Source organism: Mycobacterium sp. D16Q13, assembly GCF_002013375.1.
In the GTDB taxonomy this organism is placed as follows: domain Bacteria; phylum Actinomycetota; class Actinomycetes; order Mycobacteriales; family Mycobacteriaceae; genus Mycobacterium.
Window position 1 is genome coordinate 182,641 of sequence record NZ_MAEW01000010.1, and the last position, 19,747, is coordinate 202,387.

Genomic DNA, 19,747 nt, shown 5'->3' on the forward strand with positions numbered 1-19,747 from the left:
TTACGCCGGCGGCCGCGACACCGCGAACAGTTCAGCGAAGTTGTCGGTCCCAAATCGGGCTCGAGTTCGCGGGGTGGTGTGCGAATGAGGTCTCGCGGTCATCGACTGGTGACAGCACCGTGTTCGAGGAACGGCCGTCCAGGCGATGACCGTCGCCCGATGGTGTGTCGTCGTCTCCGTCAGGCCGAGCCGTACCCTCTCCAGCATGACCGACGGGTTCCTCGAGGAACTGGAAGCCCATGGCGAGGTCCGTCTCGGATTGCCCGCCGCGAATGCGTTGGGGATGCTGCGCGATCGGTGGGTGTTCATCGGGGAGGACCACCATGTCCTGCGCGCGCTGATCGAGCAGCTCAGCAAGGATCCCGAGTACCTTGGGTTCGCGCGGCAGATTCTGACGATATCGGATTCGCGTCTGACGGCCATCCATGATGGAACAGAGCCGTTCATCGCGGATAAAGCCTTCAGCGCCGATGATGCGCGGGTGATCGAGCGTGCCGCGCTGGTTGCGCTCAGCCTGGACGCCGACTGGGCGGAACCGATCCCTCGAATTCTGCGACGAGCCGCCATCGCACCCCAGACGGCGGCGAAATCGGCTCCGTCCCAGGCGGCGGCTTTCGCGCTTGCGCGCGCGATCATGGTGGCGCCGACTCCGGAGAGCGTGGCGGGTCTGGCGGACACAACCCGGGAGGTACGGCACGCGGGGATCAAGAAGAAGTTCGCCAGGTACATCAAGGAGGCGCGGAGGGCCCTCGCCAGCCGCCCGGACGTCGCCTTGCGGCTGCCGTTCGAAACCTCGCCCACCAAGGCGCAGTTGACCACGTGGACCAAGTCGTTGGAGGCAGGCTGGCTCACCTGCGCGTCGTGGTCGTATCAGACCTGGATCGATGCTGCGTTCGCCGTTCCAGTCGCCCCGATCAGCGCCAATCTGGTCTGGCAGGTCGTGGACGGACCGACGTTCCTCGGCAGTCCGGGCGACTTCGCCGACTCTGCCGGACATCCGGTCAACGTCTCGACCGCCTCCAGGATCCGACTGTGGCATCCCGCAGCAGCAACGCCCGGCGAACGAGACGCATGGCGCCTGCGTGTCCGAAACCACCACCTGGTGCAGCCGTTCGCGCAAGTGTTCCGCGAGCACTACGCCAGTGCCGACGCGGACCGGCTGGTCAAGAGTGACGCGGTTCTGAGCGTGCGACAGCTGACCGGTCTGTATCGAGCAGAAGGGTGGACATCCGAAGGCCACGAGACCATCAGCCGACGAGCGGGAGCGGTAGGCGCGGAGATGTGGTTCGACGGCTCGGTGTATCCGGGTTCGGGACTGCAGACTTGCAGTGCGGTAGGCCTGCGCGTCGGAGCGCTGGGGGTGGCCGCGGACGGCTCCGTCACAATTACTGCCGATGGATGCGACGACCTGCCCGCAGTGTCCGAGATCATCCGCTCAGCCGACCTGATCCTCAGCGCCTCCACAGTCGCGATCGAGAGTGCGTCCGAATCCGGCTCCTTCTCCGCCCAGTCACCGGCGGGAGTGCTCGCAACACGACGCGTAATCCTCGAACATGTCCTGGCCGAGCTGAAGTCAGCAGAACCGGTTCGAATTGCCCAACGACACGTCGAGGTCAACGGATTCAGAATCAGCATCGCCACGGGCCGAGTCACGCGCGACGGCGACCCCGTCGACATCACACCGAAGAAACGCCACGCCGTGTGGCAACCAGCATCAGATCGACTGCTGACAACGATCGTCGGAACCGTCGCGGCCATTCTCGATCGCGACGTCTAACCGCGTCCGGGTTTGCACAGCCCAACCAGTGGTGTGCCCGACTCTTACGTATTTAGAGTCATGCCGAACGTACAGACCCCCTGTAGATCCGGGGGTCTAGCTGTTTCCCGAGGGACCTTGCGTCCGAGACTCGGGCCCAGAATCGCGCAGTGCGGCATTTACCGAAAATCTGCGGCGAGAAGGCAAGAAGCCCATCGCAAGTGGCATACTTGTCGGTGAGCAAGGTACGGGTTCTGCGGCTTCGGCCCCACGATCCGTCTGACCCCGGTTGATGGCTACGGCGCGCCGGGGTTGCTCTGTTTCTGAGGGCAGTCCAGTAACTCCACTATGTGGGCGATGGGATTCAAGATGTCCTGTTCCATGGTCTAGACGCGCGAAACGACGTGCATGTCGGTGCGCGCGGATGCGTCAGGCGGCGTAGCCAAGTCGAGCGAGTGCGTCCTCTGGACCCGTCGCGCCATCCACAGTGGATAGGGCATCAAAATCGGCGATCTCCCCATCTTGATCGGCGCGGAATACATAGATGCGGGCACAGTCGGAGCTCGGTGCCAGCACAACATCCGAGGCTCCGCGCAGCGCATGGCTCAAGCGAAAGTGCCTCTGAGTAGTCCCAATCCGGCTCTCGCGTTGATGTGCCTCGATCTCGGTGGCGGTATAGCTCATGACAACCCCTTCAATTGTTTAAATACAGATATCTGTTGCGCAGACCGTAGGCGCACGCAGCTCGCATGTCAACAGATCTTCAAATTTGAGCTTTTGAGATAACGTCTGGGCTGTGGAGCATTTCGACGCTGCAGTGGGCAGGCGAGTGCGTGCCCTACGAGAAGAGTTGGGGCTCAGCCAGGACCAACTCGCCCGCGCGGTAACGCGCGCTGGATTAGACTGGCGCACAAGCCGTATAGGCCAACTTGAAACATCTCGCATGAGCGCAAGCGTGTCCGTGCTCCTCGCACTTGCTGCTGCCCTCAGCGACGTGACAGGCAGACCTCACCGTCTCGCCGACCTTCTTCCCTCTGACGGCGAAGTCGTGATCTCCGATCGTCTGAGCATCCCTGCGATGCAACTACGTCGGGCACTACTCGGTGAACCTGTACATAGCTCCACGCCAAGCGATTCCATTGATCCGCGACTCGACCCGGGCTGGGGACAGGTGGAAGACCGAGTTGCAGTTGAGCTGCCTGGGCATGAGGCCGAGATCCTCGCCAGCGGTCGCGGCCTGTTCGGCCGCACAGGCACCCAGGAGAGAGATGCTCGCGCAGGCGACGACGCCACAGCGCAGAAGCGTGGTCGTCTCACTCGCGTGGTGGTGGACGAGGTGCTGGAGGTGCTGCGGACCAATGATGGTCACGCGCCGCGTTCGATGCCTCGTAACAGATGAGGTTGCCACTGCGGAAACGCAGGCGGCGCAGATGAATCAAAGGCGTAGCCGGCGCAGGAGCATCACGGTTCTAGCCGAATAGCTTTGACGCATGACCGTTCGTCGAATCGTATAGATCGAGCGGCAGCACATCTGCCGATCACCGGTGAGCTTAACTCGCAGGGGCACAAGTTCTTTGACAGCCTGCTTGTAGCAGGTAATTGTCGAGACCGGCGCCCCGCTCACTACTCCAGTCCACCACGGTGGCGCGACGACGCTGTGAAATTCTAGACAGTGCACCTGGATACGGCCCAGGAGCCGGGATGGAAACAGGAACCACGGGGTCGATGACCCGCATGTGGCTGTCGCGGTTCACGATGGACAGATCGTCTACATCGGGATCAGCGATGGGATGCTGCGAGTGCCGCTCGACCAGCTCCAGGACGTCCTGAACACCTGCATTTTCAACGCGTTTGCGATGTGGCGGTCGCAGGTGAGCGCGCCTGTGACCGTCGCGGCCTAAGCGTGCTGCCCGAACCGGGCCCCACGGAGCGCATGTATGTAGCCGAACGCACAGGCAGCCGCTTCGCCGATGTGTCCACAAAGACACCCAGACACGAGGTCATAGGGATTGCTATCCGCCGAATGCTCGCTGGCTGGAGACGCCAGAGCATTTAGCAGGACGAGGGGCTAGGATCAGCGCATGGGTGTTCCGACGCATGTGATGATCTACAGCGGCCGCAATGTCGCGGAGATGGACGGCGGCGCTGGTCCGCTGCAGTTCCTAGGCCCACTGGGAGCGTTCGGACAAGACGGCAACTGGAGCTTGCTGCTGTACGCGCTCCCGGTCGGCAGGGAGTACAAAGACGTGGCCAACGAGGCCACAACCGAATACCTGCAGGCAGCCGGGCACAGCGCATCAGCGATTGCCATCGAAATTCGTAAGCCCGGCGGCGAACAGTGGGGCGCGCAGTGGGTCCGGTATGCGATCGGACATCAGCACCACGGAGACGCACCTCTCGATGTGGCGATCCAGTTGCCACACGGCGCCGAATATGTCAGCCGCCCAGAGGTTTTCACATCCGAAGAAGCCGCTGAAATTTTCGCCTCATATTACGAGACCGGCGCAATTCCGGACGGCTACGCATTGCGCCCCGTTGAGGGCTACGCCGCTGATGGGACCCTCGTGGACCTCCGCGGAGTGATCGCTTAGTTTCATAGCTAGCCGTGATGTTGGCCGTCGATCTCGCTGACCGTGGAGCCACCCGAAATACTCGGGTCCGCGGGGTAGACCTCCAAACCATGACCTGGCATTGAGGACTCCTCAGGTGGGCCGATCAGCGTTCCACCGAACCCGCCGAAACGTAAACCGCCCTCTCCAGGTTGCACGGGCGCAGGTGCAGGTGGTCGTGGCGCAGCGGGTGCCGGCGCAGCGCCTCCTCGGCCCGGGCCTGCTTCGGCAGGCACGCCACCACCACCAGAATTCAGTTCGGGATACAGCAGCTGGGTGCCAACAATCCTGATGGGTTCACCATTGAGCGTCGCCCTCGCTGGGTTTTCCGGTGTGACCAGGCGATCGAATGATTTCTGCGGTCCGGTTCGAACGCCACCGTCGCCCTTAGCCTCAAGCCCAAGATATTCGCCTGTGCGCCCCGTCGGCTCCAATCCGTCGTAGTAACGCCACTGCTCAGACCCGTCGGGGTTCGTAGCACCAGGAACGGTCGCCCGCACCTGATCCCGAGTGATCGGGATACGGGTCTGAGCCTCACGTTTATCCAGGGCTAGCTTTTCTTCCAGCTTGCCGTCGCGGCCGTCGTTGCCGCCCCGATAGGTCCCGTCATTGTTGCGGTTCGGATAGTTCGGGTTCGGGTCTTTCGGGTTGGGCGGGTCACCTGGCTTCGGGGTGGGAGTTTCGTGGTCAACGGCCGTAGCGGTTCCCGACAGAGGATCCGATTCACCCGCCGCGTCAGTTGGTGCGCCGCCCGACCCCATGCTGCTCACCGAGTTCACCGCACCAGAAGCTTGTGACGTCAGCTCTGCGCCCTGACCCACCATGTCCGTCACCTGCGAAGCCTGGTCATTGAGCTGGGTGAACTGCTCGGTCTGGGGTTTGAGTTGGGGGTTGGCGTCCCCGACCGCTTGAGCGACTTGATCTGCTTCTCCCTGAGCAGTTTTCACGATCTGACTGCCCGCATTGACCGCATCGGCCGTGCCCTGAATGCCTTGTGAGACACCCTGAACCACGGTGATGGCGTCCTGCGGATTCACGGCACCAGACTGCGCCGACGACGCCAGCGAGGCACCGGCCTGCGCTGCCGAGCCGAAGCCTTGCGCGGCCTGACCTGATGATTCGCCGATCTGTTGGCCGGACTGTACGTATGTCTGCACATCACCCGGAAGACCTTGCACCGCTTGAGATGCATCCTGACCGAGCGCCTGAGTATCCGGGCCCTGCTCCTGCTCATCCTGCTTACGCCGCCGCGTCGACGCGGCACCGAGTAGCAGCGAAGCCAGGTCGGTGTTCTGCGACTGATCGTCGCGGTCGTCCTGCTCGTCCTTGTCGTCCTTCTTCTTGTCCTTCGACGGGAACTTCGTCGACTGCTGTTGCTTCTGGTTCTGTTTGTTCTGCTGCAACTGCTTGGTCAAGTCGTCGAGGCGCTGCCGGTCCTGACCGGACTGTTGTTGTTTCTCCTGCAACTGCCGCGTCAGGTCATCGATCTTCTGCTGATCCGACTGCTGCGGCTGCTGATCAGGCTGCTCCCCCGTATCTTGTTGCGGCGGCTGATTCTGGGTCGCCTGTTGCGGTTCTTGTGCAGGCTGCTGCACACCCTGATTCGACTGTCCACCCTGCGATCCCGCATTGTTGCCCGGGCTAGTTTGTGCGCCTTGCGATCCCGGGTTGAAATCCGGGTTAGGACGCCCGGGCCCCTGGGTATACGGAGTCGCGTTCTGGTAATCCGGGGGTTGGGTGCCGTGCGCGGGCTGATCCCACCCTTGCTGAGGACCCTGCTGCGCGCCCTGGGAGCCAGTGCTGTTGCCCACCGAGGGAGCCTGAGTGTTGTAGATCGATATCGAGCCGTTTTGATCCATCGGCGGCTGATTGATACCGCCCTGATAGTCCGGCATCTGCGGCCCACCCTGACTGGGAGGCTGGAACATCTGACCGCCCCCAGGAGGTCCATCACTACCGCCCGGGCCGCCGCAGTCGGGTGGGCACGCCGCATGCGCTTGCGGCACCGTCGCCGGAGTGAACCAGCCCAAACCCAGCCCGCTGGCCGAAAACATCAACACCGCAACCACACCCGCGGTCGCGGTGGCCTTCTGGGAAGCGTCGGTGGCCCATTTATAGAGCCCCACAAGGCCTTTCCACCAGCCCAGGTTGGACCCGATCGCCCACAGCAGCACCGCTGCGATGGCACCCACAGCGGGCAGTACATCCGGGCCGGTGATCCACACATACAACCGCGGCGTGATACCAACGGTCAGTAGCACCAACCCCAAACCGCCCCCGATCAGGGCGGCCACTAGGCCCGGATGCCACAGCCCCTCCGGCGCCCGCCGTCTGCCGCCCGCGCGGTCACGCTCGATGAATAGACCTGAGTCGGTGAGAGCTTCCTTGGCCAGGCCGGTCACATACCGGCCTCCGGTGAACAACGCAGCGCCGGCCAACACCGCGGTGAGCATCTGCCCAACCCCAAGCGACAGCGACCACCGGCTCTCACCGGTCAGGTGCTGCCACCAGATGGCGTACCCACCACGGAACGTCCACCACATGCCCAACGCGCCAACGATGACCGCACCCGATGCGACTATTGCGAGCACAGGCTCCGAGAGGCGCGCCTTCGCCTCGTCGGACACCGCTGCGGTGACCGGCCGGACGCCCCACATCGCGAGCTTGATTCCGCCACCGAGCGCGGTCAATGCCAGCAGCAACAATCCAGCCCAGCCGGCCAGATCACCGGCACCATCCCCGGTGCGGTACAGCGTGTGCAGCGCAATCACCGCGCCGATAACCAGGACGCTTCCACCAGCGAAAGCAGCCAGGCGGCGACCCGGGTCCCGATCGGGGCTGGATTGGGGAGCACGATCACGCGCGGGCAACTCTCGCGTCACCGCACTTGAACGCGCCAAATCGCGGCATTCTGTTACCGCTGTCAGCGCTTCAGTTGATCGTTCGGTCCCCGACACATCGCCTCCGTCAACCTCTGCAAAGCCCTCAGGGACGTGACACTACGCCTACCCGCGGATCACTGTCCACGCGGATAGCAAACATTTATTCACGTGTCACCATTGTCGCGCACTCCCTACGGGTGTCCGATGCCACGAGCTTTCCAGGAGCCGTGAATAGCAACTTCAGCTGCGGCGGACTGCTGGATCAACCTGATCGCCAGAAGGCCGCGGCGAACCTCAACTTGCCACAAGCAAGTATTTGGATGAGATCAACAACTCAGGCCCAAGAGCGACCCGTTCTGTGCTGCGATGCACCCATGGCTTCCGTGCCGCCCGATGTCGTGACGCAGCGCACCGCGCTGCGCAGTGCCGTCGCAGGCACAATCCCGCCTCAGACCGACACCAATCTCGTCGTTGGCACATGGAATCTGCGCGCCTTCGGTGGCCTGAGCCCGACTTGGCAAGCCAGTTCCGGTGATTCACCCAAACGCGACTGGCGGTCCATCACCTTCATTGCCGAAGTGATTCGGCGATGCGACGTCGTGGCGTTGCAGGAAATCCGCCGCGACCCCACCGCTCTACGCTTTCTACTTACAACCCTCGGACCCGAATGGCGCGCCGTCGTCTCCGATGTCAACGAAGACGATGCCGGCAATGGCGAGCGGTTGGCCTTTGTCTACAACACCGAGCGAGTCCAACCATCCGGGCTCGTAGGCGAACTGGCGCTACCAGAAGTAAGCGATAAGCCGGTACGCCAGTTCGCCCGCTCCCCCTACGCTGCCAGCTTCCAACGCGGCGACACAGAGTTCATCCTGACCACCGTTCACGTGCTCTGGGGCGATGCACCTGAAGACCGGCTGCCGGAACTCACCGCTTTCGCACAGTGGATGCTCGCCTGGGCCAAACGCAAATCCGACTGGAACACCAACCTGCTGGTGCTGGGCGACTTCAACCTGGACCGTATTGGCGATCCCCTATTCGATGCGTTCTTATCGACGGGCCTGTGGCCACCAGCGGAGCTAAATAATATCCGCCGCACCATCTTTGACAACGACCACACCCGCCACTTCTACGACCAGATCGCCTGGTTCTCCACACCCACAGGCACCCAACTCTTACAGTCTCTGACCTACGCCAAACAGGCTGGATCGTTCGACTTCGTACCCCACTGCTACCCCAACCTCACCAAAAACGAACTCTCATGGCGGATCTCCGACCACTACCCGCTCTGGGCCGAATTCACGATTGGGTAAGCAGAACCTCCTCATTACTTAACCTGTGTCACTTATCAGTTCACCGGTATCGCGTCGGATGGGATGGGGTCGAACAAGATGATTCGGCCGTCTACGTAGCGGGCCCGAAACTGCGGCTTGGCCGACTTGCCGTTCCTGATCAGATCGAGGCTCAGGTGGATGAGAGTGGGATCCCTGACGGCGCACCAGGCCCGGAGGGTGTAGGCGAGATTTGAGTCCCGCCGACACTCCAGCCATTGCCGTGCGGCATTCGAATACGCAGACCGTCGAAGTATCGGCACGGTCCGATCTCTCTGCCGATAGTGCAGAAGAACAAGTTTCGACCGGCTGCGATCGCCCGAGTTGTGAGAACTCGGTGATAACCGATTGACCACAGTGGCTGAAGGTGCCGCCCCCTTGCGCAGGGTGGGGTTAGACCGAAGGGGACGGCACCGGCTCTGCAGAACCCGGCGCGCGGGGTGTCCAGGTTGTGAGGGCGCCACCCCCCGGCTTCGCAACCATGATGGCCTGCGGGCGGCGCCCTCTACGAGGATGCTGACAGATTGCTGGCCGGGGGCCTAGGTTGTTGCCCGTAATAGGCACTACCTGTGTAGTGTGCTGTGAATCACCGGGGGTGTTCGTAGGAGGGGGTGTGCTGTGGCGGGCGATGAGAACGTGCTCCAGGTTGATCTTGCGGCGTTGGGCAAGCTCGGTCCGCATCTGCGCACACTTGCCGGTCAGATCAGAGACAGCGTTGCCGCTGGTGTTTCGGCTCCCGCTGGTGCTGATCCGGGGCTGGCGGCGCTGCATGGGGTGTCGAAAGCTATCGCGGATGTGAAGCGGATCGGGGCTGCCCGGTTGACCACGGTCGCTGACCTCAGTGACGAGGCACAGCACGTCATCGCCATCACCGCTGGTGGACTCGAAACCGGTTTACGCAGCCTGCCCAGCATCTATCAGCCGCCGCTACGCGCATAGCAGGTCGGTCCGCTTGTGACGACGCTCGATGAGTTCATGGCGATCAACCCCAACGCCTATATGGCTGTGGTGGATACCTGGCGTCCGCAGACCACACAGTTCAAGGAAGCCTTCGACGACTACAAACGCTGGGCCGGGGCACCCGCAGGCACAGAGTGGACCGGGCGCACCGCCAACGCAGCCTATGAGGCAGCCTCCCTCGATTGCCACGGCTCCGATAACGCCGATGATGCCGCCGAAGACATCGTCACGCTAGCTTCGGCCACCATCACCCATGAAGTACTGCCGCCGCTGAACAACGGCAAGACGATGATCGAAAACGCTTTGCGCGCCAAGGATCAGGGCGTCTCGATCGACCAAAACTTCAACATGAGCTACACCCCGCCGGAAGGCATGAGCGAAGAGACCGCCGCCAAGAACCGACAGCACGTTGAAGACGCCGAGCGACAGATCAAGGAATATGTCGCCAAGTGGGAGAAGGGCTGCCAAACGCTCAAAGGCCAAGCCGATACTGCGGCCCAGAAGATCACCGGCTACATCAACCCAAAAACCTCCCTAGTGGACGGGCGCAAGGTTCTGCGCGACGCCGCCACACCCAAGCCAGGCGACCCGACCGCCGCCACCACCATCGACTACAAAAAGCAGTACCCCAAGTCCACCGATCCGGCCAGCACGCAGGCCGCAGCCGCTACCGCTACCGATCCACACGCACCCGTGCTAGGTCCGCCCTCTCCCGGCGACAAGCCGTTCCAACCCGATCCACGCGCTGGAGGCCTCACCGACAAACTGGGCGTTATGGGCATCACCGAGCCCAAAAGCCCTTTGGACAAGCCGCCGCCCGCGCCAGATGCCCGCACCGCGCCGGCGCCCAAGCTGGACCCCAACACCCCGCAAGGCAAAGCGGCCATCGACACCATGCGCACATACCTACAGCGCACGGTGCCGCCAGATCAGGTCGAGGCCAAGCTATCCGAGGCCATCAAGGGCGCGCAGCAAGACCGCCCCATCGTCGCAACACCCGAACCAGGCACACCCGAGCGTGTCCGGCAAAGTGGCGGGGAGGCATTCGCCGAGGCATGGGACAAATCCGGCCGCGCCGTTGATGACCTGTTGGGTATCAACGGTGGCGACCATGCGAAAGAGGCGTGGAAGGGTGTCGCTAAAGGGCTGTGGGATGTCGTCAACCCCGATCCCGTCCACCAAGTTGAACGTGGCATCGACCAGGCTAAGGGCGCTATTGATGAGGTCAAATCCGGCATCGACAACCCCAAAGCTTTCATCGGTAAACACGGCATCGAAATCGCCGCAGGCATCGCAACAGCACCAGTCGGCGGCGAAGGCGCACTACTCGGCACCGAAGGCCGCGCGATCACCCACGGACTTGATGACGGTGCTGGTGGGCATCATTCGGTGGAGCACCCCGCACCGGCAGGCGATTATGTCCAAGGCGGTGACCATGGTGGCGGCAGCAACTTGCCGCACGTCGAGATCAACATGAAGGACGGCTGGTCCGAGTTCCAGCAGTCCCAGATGCAGCTCAAGATGCAGCAGTTCAATGACGCTGTCGGAGATGGCGGGTTCAGCCAGACTCCACCTGGTGTGCGTGACCCCGCGGTCCGCCAGCTGTTCCTGGACACCCTTGGCCTTGACCGTGTACCGCCGGGCTTCCACGTTGATCACACGCGCGACCTGCAAGCTGGCGGCACCGACACGGTGGGCAACATGGGACTGCTCGATGGCAGCGTGAATATGAGCTTCGGATCGCAGCTCAACTCGAGGATGAACGAGTTCCCGCCAGGCACCATATTCGGTGGTGTACGCCCGCCGGATCCCTGACCTACGCTATGAATTAGGCACATCCGCAACGACAACAGGAAGATTCATGGAGTTCGCATTCGATCCGCCGACACGGTCAAACGCTGTGTGGCGCCCGGGTCTGGTTGGCGGCGTGTTCGCCGATCGCGGGCTGTGCGGGCGTTCCATGAATAGCGGTCTGCTTCGTTTCCATGATGCTGCTTCTGCTCCAGTAGCTCAGGCGACCGTAAACGCGATGTTCCGGTCGCGTGGGCTGGATGCGGAGGTGTTCGGGTTTGACTGGTTGGCACGTCAGTTCGCGGTCACGAGCCGGCTCACCCCGGAAGGATTACCCGATAATGCGCAGACCTCGCGCACTGTGGTCGTTCTCGATCCATTCGACGGCTCGGTCACCCCGTGGGTGGATGCGCACTCGTTCGAGCGGGCACTCAGCGTGCCGCTCGCGCAAGACTTCCTGACGCCCGAACTGTTCCGCGAATGGATGGCCGCGGCCGGGCTCAACCAATTGCCGTTCGATGCGTGCGCGGGAGCGAGCGTACCGGGGTTCTACGGCGGCAAACGCGAGATATCCAATCTCAGCCTTGATTCCATCGAGGTGTATTTGACTTTCACGCAACAGCTCTGGGAGCACGGACAAAAGAACGGGCCCGGGTCACGGCCGCCGCACTTAGTATCAACGAAGGGGCAGTAGAAATCGCCCGCTTCTCCCCGACACAGATGGCCGAAATCAACGGCGAGATCAAGCCGCGCCTATCCGACTTGTACGAACAGTCTTCATGGCTCCTGAGCAAGCGCGGACACCAGATCGTCGATCGGGCAATCAAGAAGGGCACCGTCGGCGGGGATGTCGGCATGCAGCTCCTCTTTGAACCAGCGATGCTGCTCAGTCTTGTTGCAACACAGGATGTCCTCTACGGTCTGGCGGTCGTGGCCAAGGACATCCCGTTCATCGGCAACTACGGCCTGTGGAGTCCATGCGAGGCGACAATCGCCGCTGTCCACCGTCTTCTCACGATCGGCGGCGACCCGCGCGCCGCCGACGTCGAACTGTGGCTGTCCCTACCCGAAAACGGCGGGCACCCCGGGCCGCCAGTCATCCACCAAGCGATGACGAACCGACTGAACGGCTTACTCGTAGAACAAATCCGGTCAGACACCTACACGCCGCCGTTGAAACTTCCCCAGTTCTCATACGTGATCGCCAAGCTGCGCGAGTTATCGGTCATGTGGGCTTTCGGGGGTTCCGATTCTTGGCCGCGCACGAGGATCGATGGCGAGATCGCCCAGGTTCTTCACCAGGTCTCCGATTTCTTAGCCTAGGCGTCTGACACCACGAAACGCCCCTGACTCCTCCACTTTGGAGGGAGTTAGGGGGCGCCGTCGACCACGGTGGACCGCGGCCGTGGGACTGTGCCGCGTAACCCTGCGGTGGGTCCGTTCCCAAGACACGCGGGCACGGAGTTAACGCCGGACCGGCACTTCGCGTCACCAGCTCCATGCGCGCCCGATGCTTTGCTGCATGCCTATACTCACCTTGTGAGGCTCCGGTTAGAGATTGCTCCGTGGTGGGTGCACTTGGTGTTGCACTCCCAGTTGGCGCTCGGAGTGCTGGCAGTGGCCTTCTGGGATGGCGAGCTGTCCGCCACCAAAGTTGCTGTGAGCGTCTCCGTTTCGGCCGTGCTGGGAGTGTGGTTCGCGCTGGCTGGCCGCAAGCGGGCGACTTTCGTTCGCGAGACTCTTAGCGCGGTGGAACCAGAGCGTCGAGCCGAAGCGTTCAATGCACCTCTATTTGGCCCGATCCCCACCGATCCAGCCGTACTGCGCGCCGCGGCAGCGCTGGCGCAACCCAATCTTGGCAGCACGCCGACCAAGTGGATGGCTGTCTATGCCGCGTTGCTGATCCTGACCAATCTGAACGCACAACCCAAGGTTGGTGATCTATTGATGGTCGCCTTCTTTACCGCGATGGGGGTCTACACCTGGATCAGCCCGATCCGCTTGGACGCTCGCGCTCAACTACTCATCCAAGCCACCGAACTGCAGGAGATCGCCGACGGCCACAACGACGGCTCACCCATAACCAAGCCGCTGCGAGTACAGCGATGAACCGCCGAGCAAACGTCGCTTCGCAGCCCTCGATGCCGCCAATTGATTGGTCGTGTGCAGATTGCGGAGTCGACACCGACAATGTCGATGGGCGGGGTCACGACGAGTACTACATGCTGCATCACGATCTCTGGCTTGCGATCAATCCCAACGATGCTGGCCACCTGTGCATCGGATGCGTCGAAAGTCGACTGGGTCGACGGCTAATTCGCGCGGACTTCACCGATGCACCCGTCAACACCAACCCACGAAGGGCAACCGCGAGGTTGACGTCGCGTCTCGCACATCCGAATTAGGGCTGGACCACACCTCATACCGCAGTTCGGGCGGTAGGGCGGTGGCGGGGCGCCGGGTACATGGTGTGTCGCCCCGCCCATCCAGTCGCGGATATGCCGCACAGCGGCCCGGAACTTGGCGCGGAAGGTGTCTCGCTCCAACTCGACTGCCCGCAGCCGGGTTTCTAGATCGCGAACCTTGCGCGAGGTCAACGCTTGCCACGCAGCGAGGATCGCAGCAACGGCAACACCAACGGCTTGGATTATTTCGGGTGCCACACGGCCGACCCGCCACCCCCCGCAAGCCATGGCGATCGACGCTCTAGCCGTGAACCGCCTCCGTCGCATCCGCACCAAGGCGTAATATCCGCTGATCAATTTCAGACCTGGGGAGGGATCCATGGGCGGTGCCACCGAACCACAAGAGCTCGGGATTGACGAATCCCCGGGAAAATCCGTACGCCCAGCTACCGCAGTCATGATCGGTTTCACAGGTGCGATTGTGATCGCTGCCATCGGTATAGGCGCCTTCATGTTGTACTCCCACCTGACGACGCCCCGCTCATTCACCATCAACGGCAGCATCACGATCTACGACGACAACGTCTCGGTCCCACCCGGCTCCAGCTGCCGCGGCATCGGCGGTTATCGAGACATCGGGCCAGGAACCGCCGTCACAGTGTCCGACGAGTCAGGAACTCTGCTCGCTAAATCACAACTACAGTCCGGCACCAGCGCGCAAGGCACATGCTCACTTCCGTTCGAAATCCCCGATGTGCCAACCGGAAAAAAGTTCTACAAGGTAGAAGCCTCGCATCGTGGCGAGGTCAACTACACCGAGTCAGAAGCAAGGCGAGGCATCACCCTCCAGATCGGACAAGACGCGGACCGTTCAAACCCGACCGTGTCATCGCGACCCACGAGCACAACGACCACCGCACCCGCTCCATTGGCCACACCCCTTTATCCAGGCGCAAGCGGAATGGTGTACATATCCACCAAATCGGGCGCAACGCGTTGCCAGATAAGCGAATTCGAAGTCGACTGCCAGAGCCGGTTTCAGAATGCACCTCACGTGGACGGGTACCCTGCGAACGGTATCCGCTTTACCTCTAGCGGTACACGGCAATGGGTTTCCGGCGACTTGGGTGATATCCACCCGGTCACTCTCGACTACAGCACCTACAGCGCCATGTCATGGACGATAGAAGCGTCCGCCTCAGGCACCACCTTCACTAACACGACAACTGGCCACGGTGTGTTCGTCAGCGTCGAAAAAGTCTCATCGTGGTGAGAGCTTCCAACTTCGCCGCGCAACTGTAGGCTTCCCTCACGGTTGGGGCGACCACTTATGGAGGGGATCCCGAATGGCTGATGCGCCGAGACTGTTCGCAGTATGGAAACTAGCCATTGCGATTCTCGTGTTCGCGGGACTGTCCGTGGTCCTCGCGCCGCAATCATCCGCCGATGAGGCGGGATTCATCGCCGCGATCGACTCGCTCGATCACTATGCGACCACCTGCGCCGGGTGCGCACAGGACGCGATCAACGTTGGATATCGCGCATGCCGAGGCTTCGATACCGGCGGTACCGCGGCCGCGATCAACGCCGTGAAGAACGCCTACGACCGCGATGACAACAGCGCCGAGTACTACGCGACGCTGTTCGCCCAGTACGCAGCAGTCCAACTCTGCCCGCAACACCAAGGGAAGATCGGACCGATCTAGACCCTCAGAGTCTTTCTGCTATGAAAGTTGTACGTTGCGAACAGGGGTGACGATGATCGAGGGGACCAAACTGGCGGAGACACGCTGGCGTTCCGCTAACACGTTCCGCGGAGCGCGACCACAAAGAATCGCAGCGGCACTAGCAGTAACAGTACTGCTCTCCGGCTGCACCCCGTCGGCAGAATCCCTGTCCGAGACATCAACCAATTCGGGAGCTTCCGTGCGGGGTGACAGCAGCGAAAGATGGAATCCATTCGCAGACAAAGGATTAGCAAGGATTGCTGTCGACTTGCTCATCATGGGGGTTTCACGATCTCAATCGATCGACTCTTACCTGTCCGATGCGCTACTCGCGAAGGTTCGAGCACTGCCGGAGGCGGAGGCCCGAAACTATCTCCGGAACATGATCTTTCGGGACGGGATGGAGCCGAACCTATCAAGCATCAAAACAACACTGGATCTCAACCGGGGAGAGCCCAGCTACATCGAAAGTGTCGCGTACTACGACCGCGACATACGCCCAGGTCTTAACCATGAGAAAGTCCGGATAACCATGCTCTTCGAAGACGGAGCGTGGCACGTTGACGGATGGACTCGGTGGAGTTAACTGAGCAGATGGAGTCCACCACGCTGTTCAGATCGAACCCGGCACTCTTGGCAATGCTTCGCGCGATTCTCGCGGTAGTGCTCACTGCGGCGGCAGCGCTCGCAGGTACGCCAACCGCCCAGGCTGATCCGATGGCGGTGTGCCCAGCGAACCAGCCGAGCGGCTGGAACGGGCAGCCATGCCTCCCGCAGCCGTGTACGCCCCCGTACGTGCCGGGCACCCCACCGTGTTTCATGCCGTCGCCGCATATTGGGCCCAATGGTGTCTGGGTAATCGAGTGAGCCTCGTCGAGCTGACCAGTGGGCGCTACCTCATCGCCAGGGTCGCTCGCGTCACCGGGGACGTCTTGTGGTGGGTCTTTGTCGTCGCTCGGCTCATATCCGAGATGACCCCGTTCGGGTTGCCGCGACGCTATGCCGATTACGACGAATCGATCTTCGGTGTCGGATTGGGCCAGGGCGACTTCGGCTGGGCCGCTTACAAGCCGCTGACCGATCAGCCGCCGCCGGGGTTGGCCGACCCGTTCTACAGCGCGAACATCATCGCAACCGTCGCGGCAGTCGCGCTTGCAGTGACCCTGCTCGCCGCAGTTGTCGAAGCTGTCGCAGTAGGTCGGTGGCTGGCCGGGGTCGCAACGGCTCTCACCCCGGCCGTGGGCGCTGGCGTGATCCTCACCGCACTCTACTACCGGAGCGGGGCTGCGCTGAACCTCGTCGCAGTGTTGGTGCTGGTGCTGTTCGGCGTCGGCGTGCGCGAGGTGTGGAGCCGCGCATGGGCGCCGCTGGCCTCGCGCGCGTTCGACGAGCGGCCCCGGGAAGAAGGATGGGGCTGACCTGAAGAGAATCATGATCGTCACCGGCATAACCGTCGCCCTGCTGATCGCGGGGCTCGCTGTGCCGACCAAAGTGATATGTCCGAACGGCCCCTGCACCACAGCACCTGACGCACAGGGCAAGGTTCACCGGTACTACGAGATGAAGCCACTGGGCGCGATGCTGATCGAGGAGGTGACCGGCTTCCCGGTCACGATTCACTACGAGTCGGGACAGGACGTCGAGTCACCCGGCTAGCTTCCCGGGCTGCTCCAAGCTGGGCGCCGCACCACCCGCAATGGCTAGTCCCCGCCGTCGGTGTAGTGGATCGATTGCCCATTCACGTCGATGTGCGGCATATCGGCAGCAGCTTAGAGACCCAGGGGGCGGAGCATTAGTTGGTCAAGTTCGGCGCCGAGGTCTGAGATGTCGATGTCGTTTTCGAAGACCACCGCTAACTGACCAACTTCTAGATGCGGTGAGGTACAGAGAGCGGTGTCGCCCCCGTTGGTGGTCAGCCACAGCATGTCGGCGGAAGCGATGACCTCGGGGCGATCCCAGTCCGGGATACCAGTGGGCCAGCCCGCCCAGACCGCGAAAGTGGACATGTACGAGGGTTGGGCCAGGCCAAACGACTCCCCATCCAAGATGGTGAACCCTGGATGCACATCGCGGAGAAACTCGCGCGCCGGCGTCGGCAAGGTCTGCCACAACGGCGGTGTTGATCCGGTGAAGGTTCGTGGATCCCAGCCAACCCAAACCACCACCTCACCGTCGGCGGCCTCAACGAAGTAGAGCAGCGCCGGGCCTTCATCACGCCAATAACACACCCGCACATCACGCAGGCGGCTGTGCAGTGCGGCAGCGAACCCCGGAATCATCTCCAGAAAACCGGGATTCCAACGCGCCAACGCCAGCTGCACACGCTGCGCTGGATCGGCTGATGCCGCGATAGCTCCCAGAGGCCCCGCCATATCGACGACCGGTGAATCCAGCACCGCGACAAGGCCGTACCCGCCGCCGAGGAGCTCGTCGAGCTTGGCCAAGTTTGACGCTGGTGACGGCGCCCCAAACTCCAGTTCGTCAAGTAACCGGTCATCACCCGCCGCAGCGGCGGCGATGACATGACGCAACTTGACGCGCACCCTATCTTCTAGCTGCACTTGCTCGATCTTCTAGCTGCACTTGCTCGGTTTGGTACTCGCCACTGATTCCCCGCAGTGTTGCGGCGCTACGACCACGCTGCATCCAATACACAGGCCGAGACACCCACTGAAGATTCATCGGCGTGAACGCCACACGCCGGTTCTGCTCCATCGTCAAATCTGTAAACCCGGGCATCATCACGATCTCGGCCAACGAAATGATCCGCGCAGCCACCACAGCCGCCTCAAACTTGCCTCGACCAATCGTCGCGGGAATCACGGGCTCATCATGCATCGAGGCATTTTCCCATCCGGATGGGATCTGCGGGCACGCACCCGATCTCACACAGCTCAATGCTGGCAGAGCTGCTAGCGATCTTCGCCCGGGTCTTGCAATTGTTGGAGTTCCCCACGCAGCGTTTCCTCCAATTTGGGACCAGGGGTGGCGGCGCCGCGGCTTGCGAGGACTTCCCGCACCGCCTTCAGCAGAGATAGCTCGGACTCGATGTCAGCTGCGGTGCGGTGGCCGATCTGCACGCACCCCTCGTGCGCGCAGCAGCCATCGCACTCATGCACCGCGAACCTCTCCCAACCCCGAGCAACCCACAACGCGAATTGATCCGGATCAGGATGGGCCTGCCCGTGCACACAGATACGGTCCAGAACACCGTTAGCCCACCAGCGTTGCGGCCAGTCATGCATGTGGTGGCTGCTGGGGTTATGGATCACGCAGTCCATCCCCACGCAATCATCGCGCGGATGCCCAGCAGCAAACCCACTCACCCAGCCATAATGAATCCGACAGCCTGGGTGCAGCAAGTGTGATCACACACGCAACCGAAACAAACCACTACAGGTGTCGTATTAGACATCCAAGGTTTCCATGGAAACGCTTGCCCGATAACAGGATTGACTCGACCTCAGGTCGCTCCGAATTTTTCATCGCGCAAACGAAGCTTCTCACCAAGCAATGGTCGAGTATGCGCACCCATGTACTCCAGACCTTCACGGACGGTGCGGGGTTTGCCGTACTCCAGCGGCAGCGATAAATCCAACTCTGGCCGTTCCAGGAAGACGTCATAAAACGGCGCGGCATCCTCGCCGGGTAAATGATCATTCGACAGCATCAAAATAAGCGGCGTTGGCGTACGCCGCGAATACAAGTTCACGTCAGCACCGGCCTCAATCAACCGACGCACCATCGGTGCCTCCAGCTCGGGATGCCGCTTGTCAAGACGTCCAAACATTGCGTGCAATGCATTGATGCTGCCCTCTTGATATGAGGGATCACCTCCATCGTCAAGCATGCGGATGGTGATCGCCACTCGCAGCCGCACATCGCTGTTGGAGACTGAACCTATAAAAGCCTCCGGCTGACTCGCTACCTCCCCCGGGTCATACTGCGTCAAAAATTCATCCAAAGATGACGCGTACTGCGTGAAGTGCCTCAAAAAGACCACTGACCTCACCCTTCGCTTCGTCCAGCTGTCCCACTCAGGCAGGTTGGCCGGCGGCGGTCAGTCTGCACGCTCCCCTCCTAGCAAACCCATTCACGCAGCCATACTGAATGCCACGCCCAGATGCAGCAAGTGCGGACACACATGCAGCCGAAATATGCCACTACACCTGTCGTGCCCGGAACGAGATCTCGACATGCACTGGACGCGACCATCGACTAGCCAACTGGCACAAGCGTTTCAACGTACGGACCGGTAGCCGAATCGTGACGCTCCGGTCACGTAGAGC

At 61.9% G+C, this 19,747-nt stretch carries 20 protein-coding genes and 1 pseudogene; 14 read left to right on the top strand and 7 right to left on the bottom strand.

The features are described from left to right. The first annotated feature begins 205 nt into the window (after positions 1–205). Positions 206–1,777, top strand: a complete 1,572-nt coding sequence (locus B4400_RS11940) for a DUF4132 domain-containing protein (RefSeq protein ID WP_170914981.1) — start codon at positions 206–208, stop codon at positions 1,775–1,777. A gap of 408 nt (positions 1,778–2,185) precedes the next feature. On the opposite strand, the gene B4400_RS11945 is transcribed toward B4400_RS11940, so the two are convergent. Next, on the bottom strand, positions 2,186–2,440 hold the full coding sequence (locus B4400_RS11945) for a hypothetical protein (RefSeq protein WP_078311275.1): 255 nt from the start codon (positions 2,438–2,440) through the stop codon (positions 2,186–2,188). 145 nt (positions 2,441–2,585) lie between these two features. Here B4400_RS11945 and B4400_RS11950 point away from each other — a divergent pair, with 145 nt between their 5' ends. The 3 genes from B4400_RS11950 to B4400_RS11955 all read left to right on the top strand — a co-directional run bounded on the left by B4400_RS11950 (position 2,586) and on the right by B4400_RS11955 (position 4,347). Then, the gene (locus B4400_RS11950) at positions 2,586–3,155 is read left to right on the top strand and encodes a helix-turn-helix domain-containing protein (protein ID WP_286151318.1); all 570 of its coding nucleotides are present in this window, start codon (positions 2,586–2,588) and stop codon (positions 3,153–3,155) included. 337 nt (positions 3,156–3,492) lie between these two features. Further along, a complete protein-coding gene (locus B4400_RS24640) occupies positions 3,493–3,657 on the top strand; it encodes a hypothetical protein (protein WP_170914982.1) in 165 nt (54 codons plus the stop codon). Between the two features lie 180 nt (positions 3,658–3,837). Further along, a complete protein-coding gene (locus B4400_RS11955) occupies positions 3,838–4,347 on the top strand; it encodes a hypothetical protein (protein ID WP_170914983.1) in 510 nt (169 codons plus the stop codon). A gap of 8 nt (positions 4,348–4,355) precedes the next feature. Here the strand turns inward: B4400_RS11955 and B4400_RS11960 are convergent, their stop codons facing one another. Next, positions 4,356–7,322, bottom strand: a complete 2,967-nt coding sequence (locus tag B4400_RS11960; protein WP_286151300.1) for a methyl-accepting chemotaxis protein — start codon at positions 7,320–7,322, stop codon at positions 4,356–4,358. 299 nt (positions 7,323–7,621) lie between these two features. Here B4400_RS11960 and B4400_RS11965 point away from each other — a divergent pair, with 299 nt between their 5' ends. The 6 genes from B4400_RS11965 (at position 7,622) to B4400_RS11995 (ending at position 13,435) form a co-directional block, all read left to right on the top strand. Further along, the gene (locus B4400_RS11965; RefSeq protein WP_078311277.1) at positions 7,622–8,557 is read left to right on the top strand and encodes an endonuclease/exonuclease/phosphatase family protein; all 936 of its coding nucleotides are present in this window, start codon (positions 7,622–7,624) and stop codon (positions 8,555–8,557) included. Between the two features lie 636 nt (positions 8,558–9,193). After that, positions 9,194–9,514 carry a hypothetical protein gene (locus B4400_RS11975; RefSeq protein WP_078311278.1) on the top strand — a complete coding sequence of 107 codons (321 nt, stop codon included), beginning with the start codon at positions 9,194–9,196 and terminating at the stop codon, positions 9,512–9,514. 15 nt (positions 9,515–9,529) lie between these two features. Continuing rightward, positions 9,530–11,350: a hypothetical protein gene (locus tag B4400_RS11980; protein WP_286151303.1), complete on the top strand. Its 1,821-nt coding sequence runs from the start codon at positions 9,530–9,532 to the stop codon at positions 11,348–11,350. 112 nt (positions 11,351–11,462) lie between these two features. Further along, complete coding sequence (locus tag B4400_RS11985) at positions 11,463–12,020, top strand: hypothetical protein (protein WP_286151304.1); 558 nt, start codon at positions 11,463–11,465, stop codon at positions 12,018–12,020. Positions 12,021–12,046: 26 nt separating this feature from the next. Beyond that, positions 12,047–12,649 (top strand): hypothetical protein, encoded by a 603-nt coding sequence (locus tag B4400_RS11990; RefSeq protein WP_078311280.1) that lies wholly within the window; start codon positions 12,047–12,049, stop codon positions 12,647–12,649. Positions 12,650–12,865: 216 nt separating this feature from the next. Next, a complete protein-coding gene (locus tag B4400_RS11995) occupies positions 12,866–13,435 on the top strand; it encodes a hypothetical protein (RefSeq protein WP_286151307.1) in 570 nt (189 codons plus the stop codon). Positions 13,436–13,770: 335 nt separating this feature from the next. On the opposite strand, the pseudogene B4400_RS24910 reads toward B4400_RS11995, so the two are convergent. Further along, positions 13,771–13,989 (bottom strand): annotated as a pseudogene (locus B4400_RS24910) (hypothetical protein); the annotation flags it as partial. 121 nt (positions 13,990–14,110) lie between these two features. On the opposite strand from B4400_RS24910, the gene B4400_RS24385 reads away from it, so the two are divergent. From B4400_RS24385 to B4400_RS12030, 4 genes are all read left to right on the top strand, one after another. Beyond that, complete coding sequence (locus tag B4400_RS24385) at positions 14,111–15,004, top strand: hypothetical protein (protein ID WP_139361369.1); 894 nt, start codon at positions 14,111–14,113, stop codon at positions 15,002–15,004. A 73-nt stretch (positions 15,005–15,077) separates the two neighbouring features. Then, positions 15,078–15,437 carry a DUF732 domain-containing protein gene (locus B4400_RS12015; RefSeq protein ID WP_078311282.1) on the top strand — a complete coding sequence of 120 codons (360 nt, stop codon included), beginning with the start codon at positions 15,078–15,080 and terminating at the stop codon, positions 15,435–15,437. 746 nt (positions 15,438–16,183) lie between these two features. Further along, positions 16,184–16,876 carry a hypothetical protein gene (locus tag B4400_RS12025; RefSeq protein ID WP_286151308.1) on the top strand — a complete coding sequence of 231 codons (693 nt, stop codon included), beginning with the start codon at positions 16,184–16,186 and terminating at the stop codon, positions 16,874–16,876. Positions 16,877–16,889: 13 nt separating this feature from the next. Next, entirely contained in the window at positions 16,890–17,114 is a 225-nt protein-coding gene (locus B4400_RS12030; protein ID WP_286151310.1) for a hypothetical protein, read from the top strand. Between the two features lie 113 nt (positions 17,115–17,227). On the opposite strand, the gene B4400_RS12035 is transcribed toward B4400_RS12030, so the two are convergent. From B4400_RS12035 to B4400_RS12050, 4 genes are all read right to left on the bottom strand, one after another. Then, a complete protein-coding gene (locus B4400_RS12035) occupies positions 17,228–18,001 on the bottom strand; it encodes a hypothetical protein (RefSeq protein WP_078311285.1) in 774 nt (257 codons plus the stop codon). Position 18,002: 1 nt separating this feature from the next. After that, positions 18,003–18,296 carry a hypothetical protein gene (locus B4400_RS12040; RefSeq protein WP_078311286.1) on the bottom strand — a complete coding sequence of 98 codons (294 nt, stop codon included), beginning with the start codon at positions 18,294–18,296 and terminating at the stop codon, positions 18,003–18,005. Between the two features lie 74 nt (positions 18,297–18,370). Continuing rightward, positions 18,371–18,784 (bottom strand): hypothetical protein, encoded by a 414-nt coding sequence (locus B4400_RS12045; protein ID WP_139361370.1) that lies wholly within the window; start codon positions 18,782–18,784, stop codon positions 18,371–18,373. Between the two features lie 137 nt (positions 18,785–18,921). Continuing rightward, on the bottom strand, positions 18,922–19,461 hold the full coding sequence (locus B4400_RS12050) for an ankyrin repeat domain-containing protein (protein WP_139361371.1): 540 nt from the start codon (positions 19,459–19,461) through the stop codon (positions 18,922–18,924). Positions 19,462–19,747: the final 286 nt, after the last annotated feature.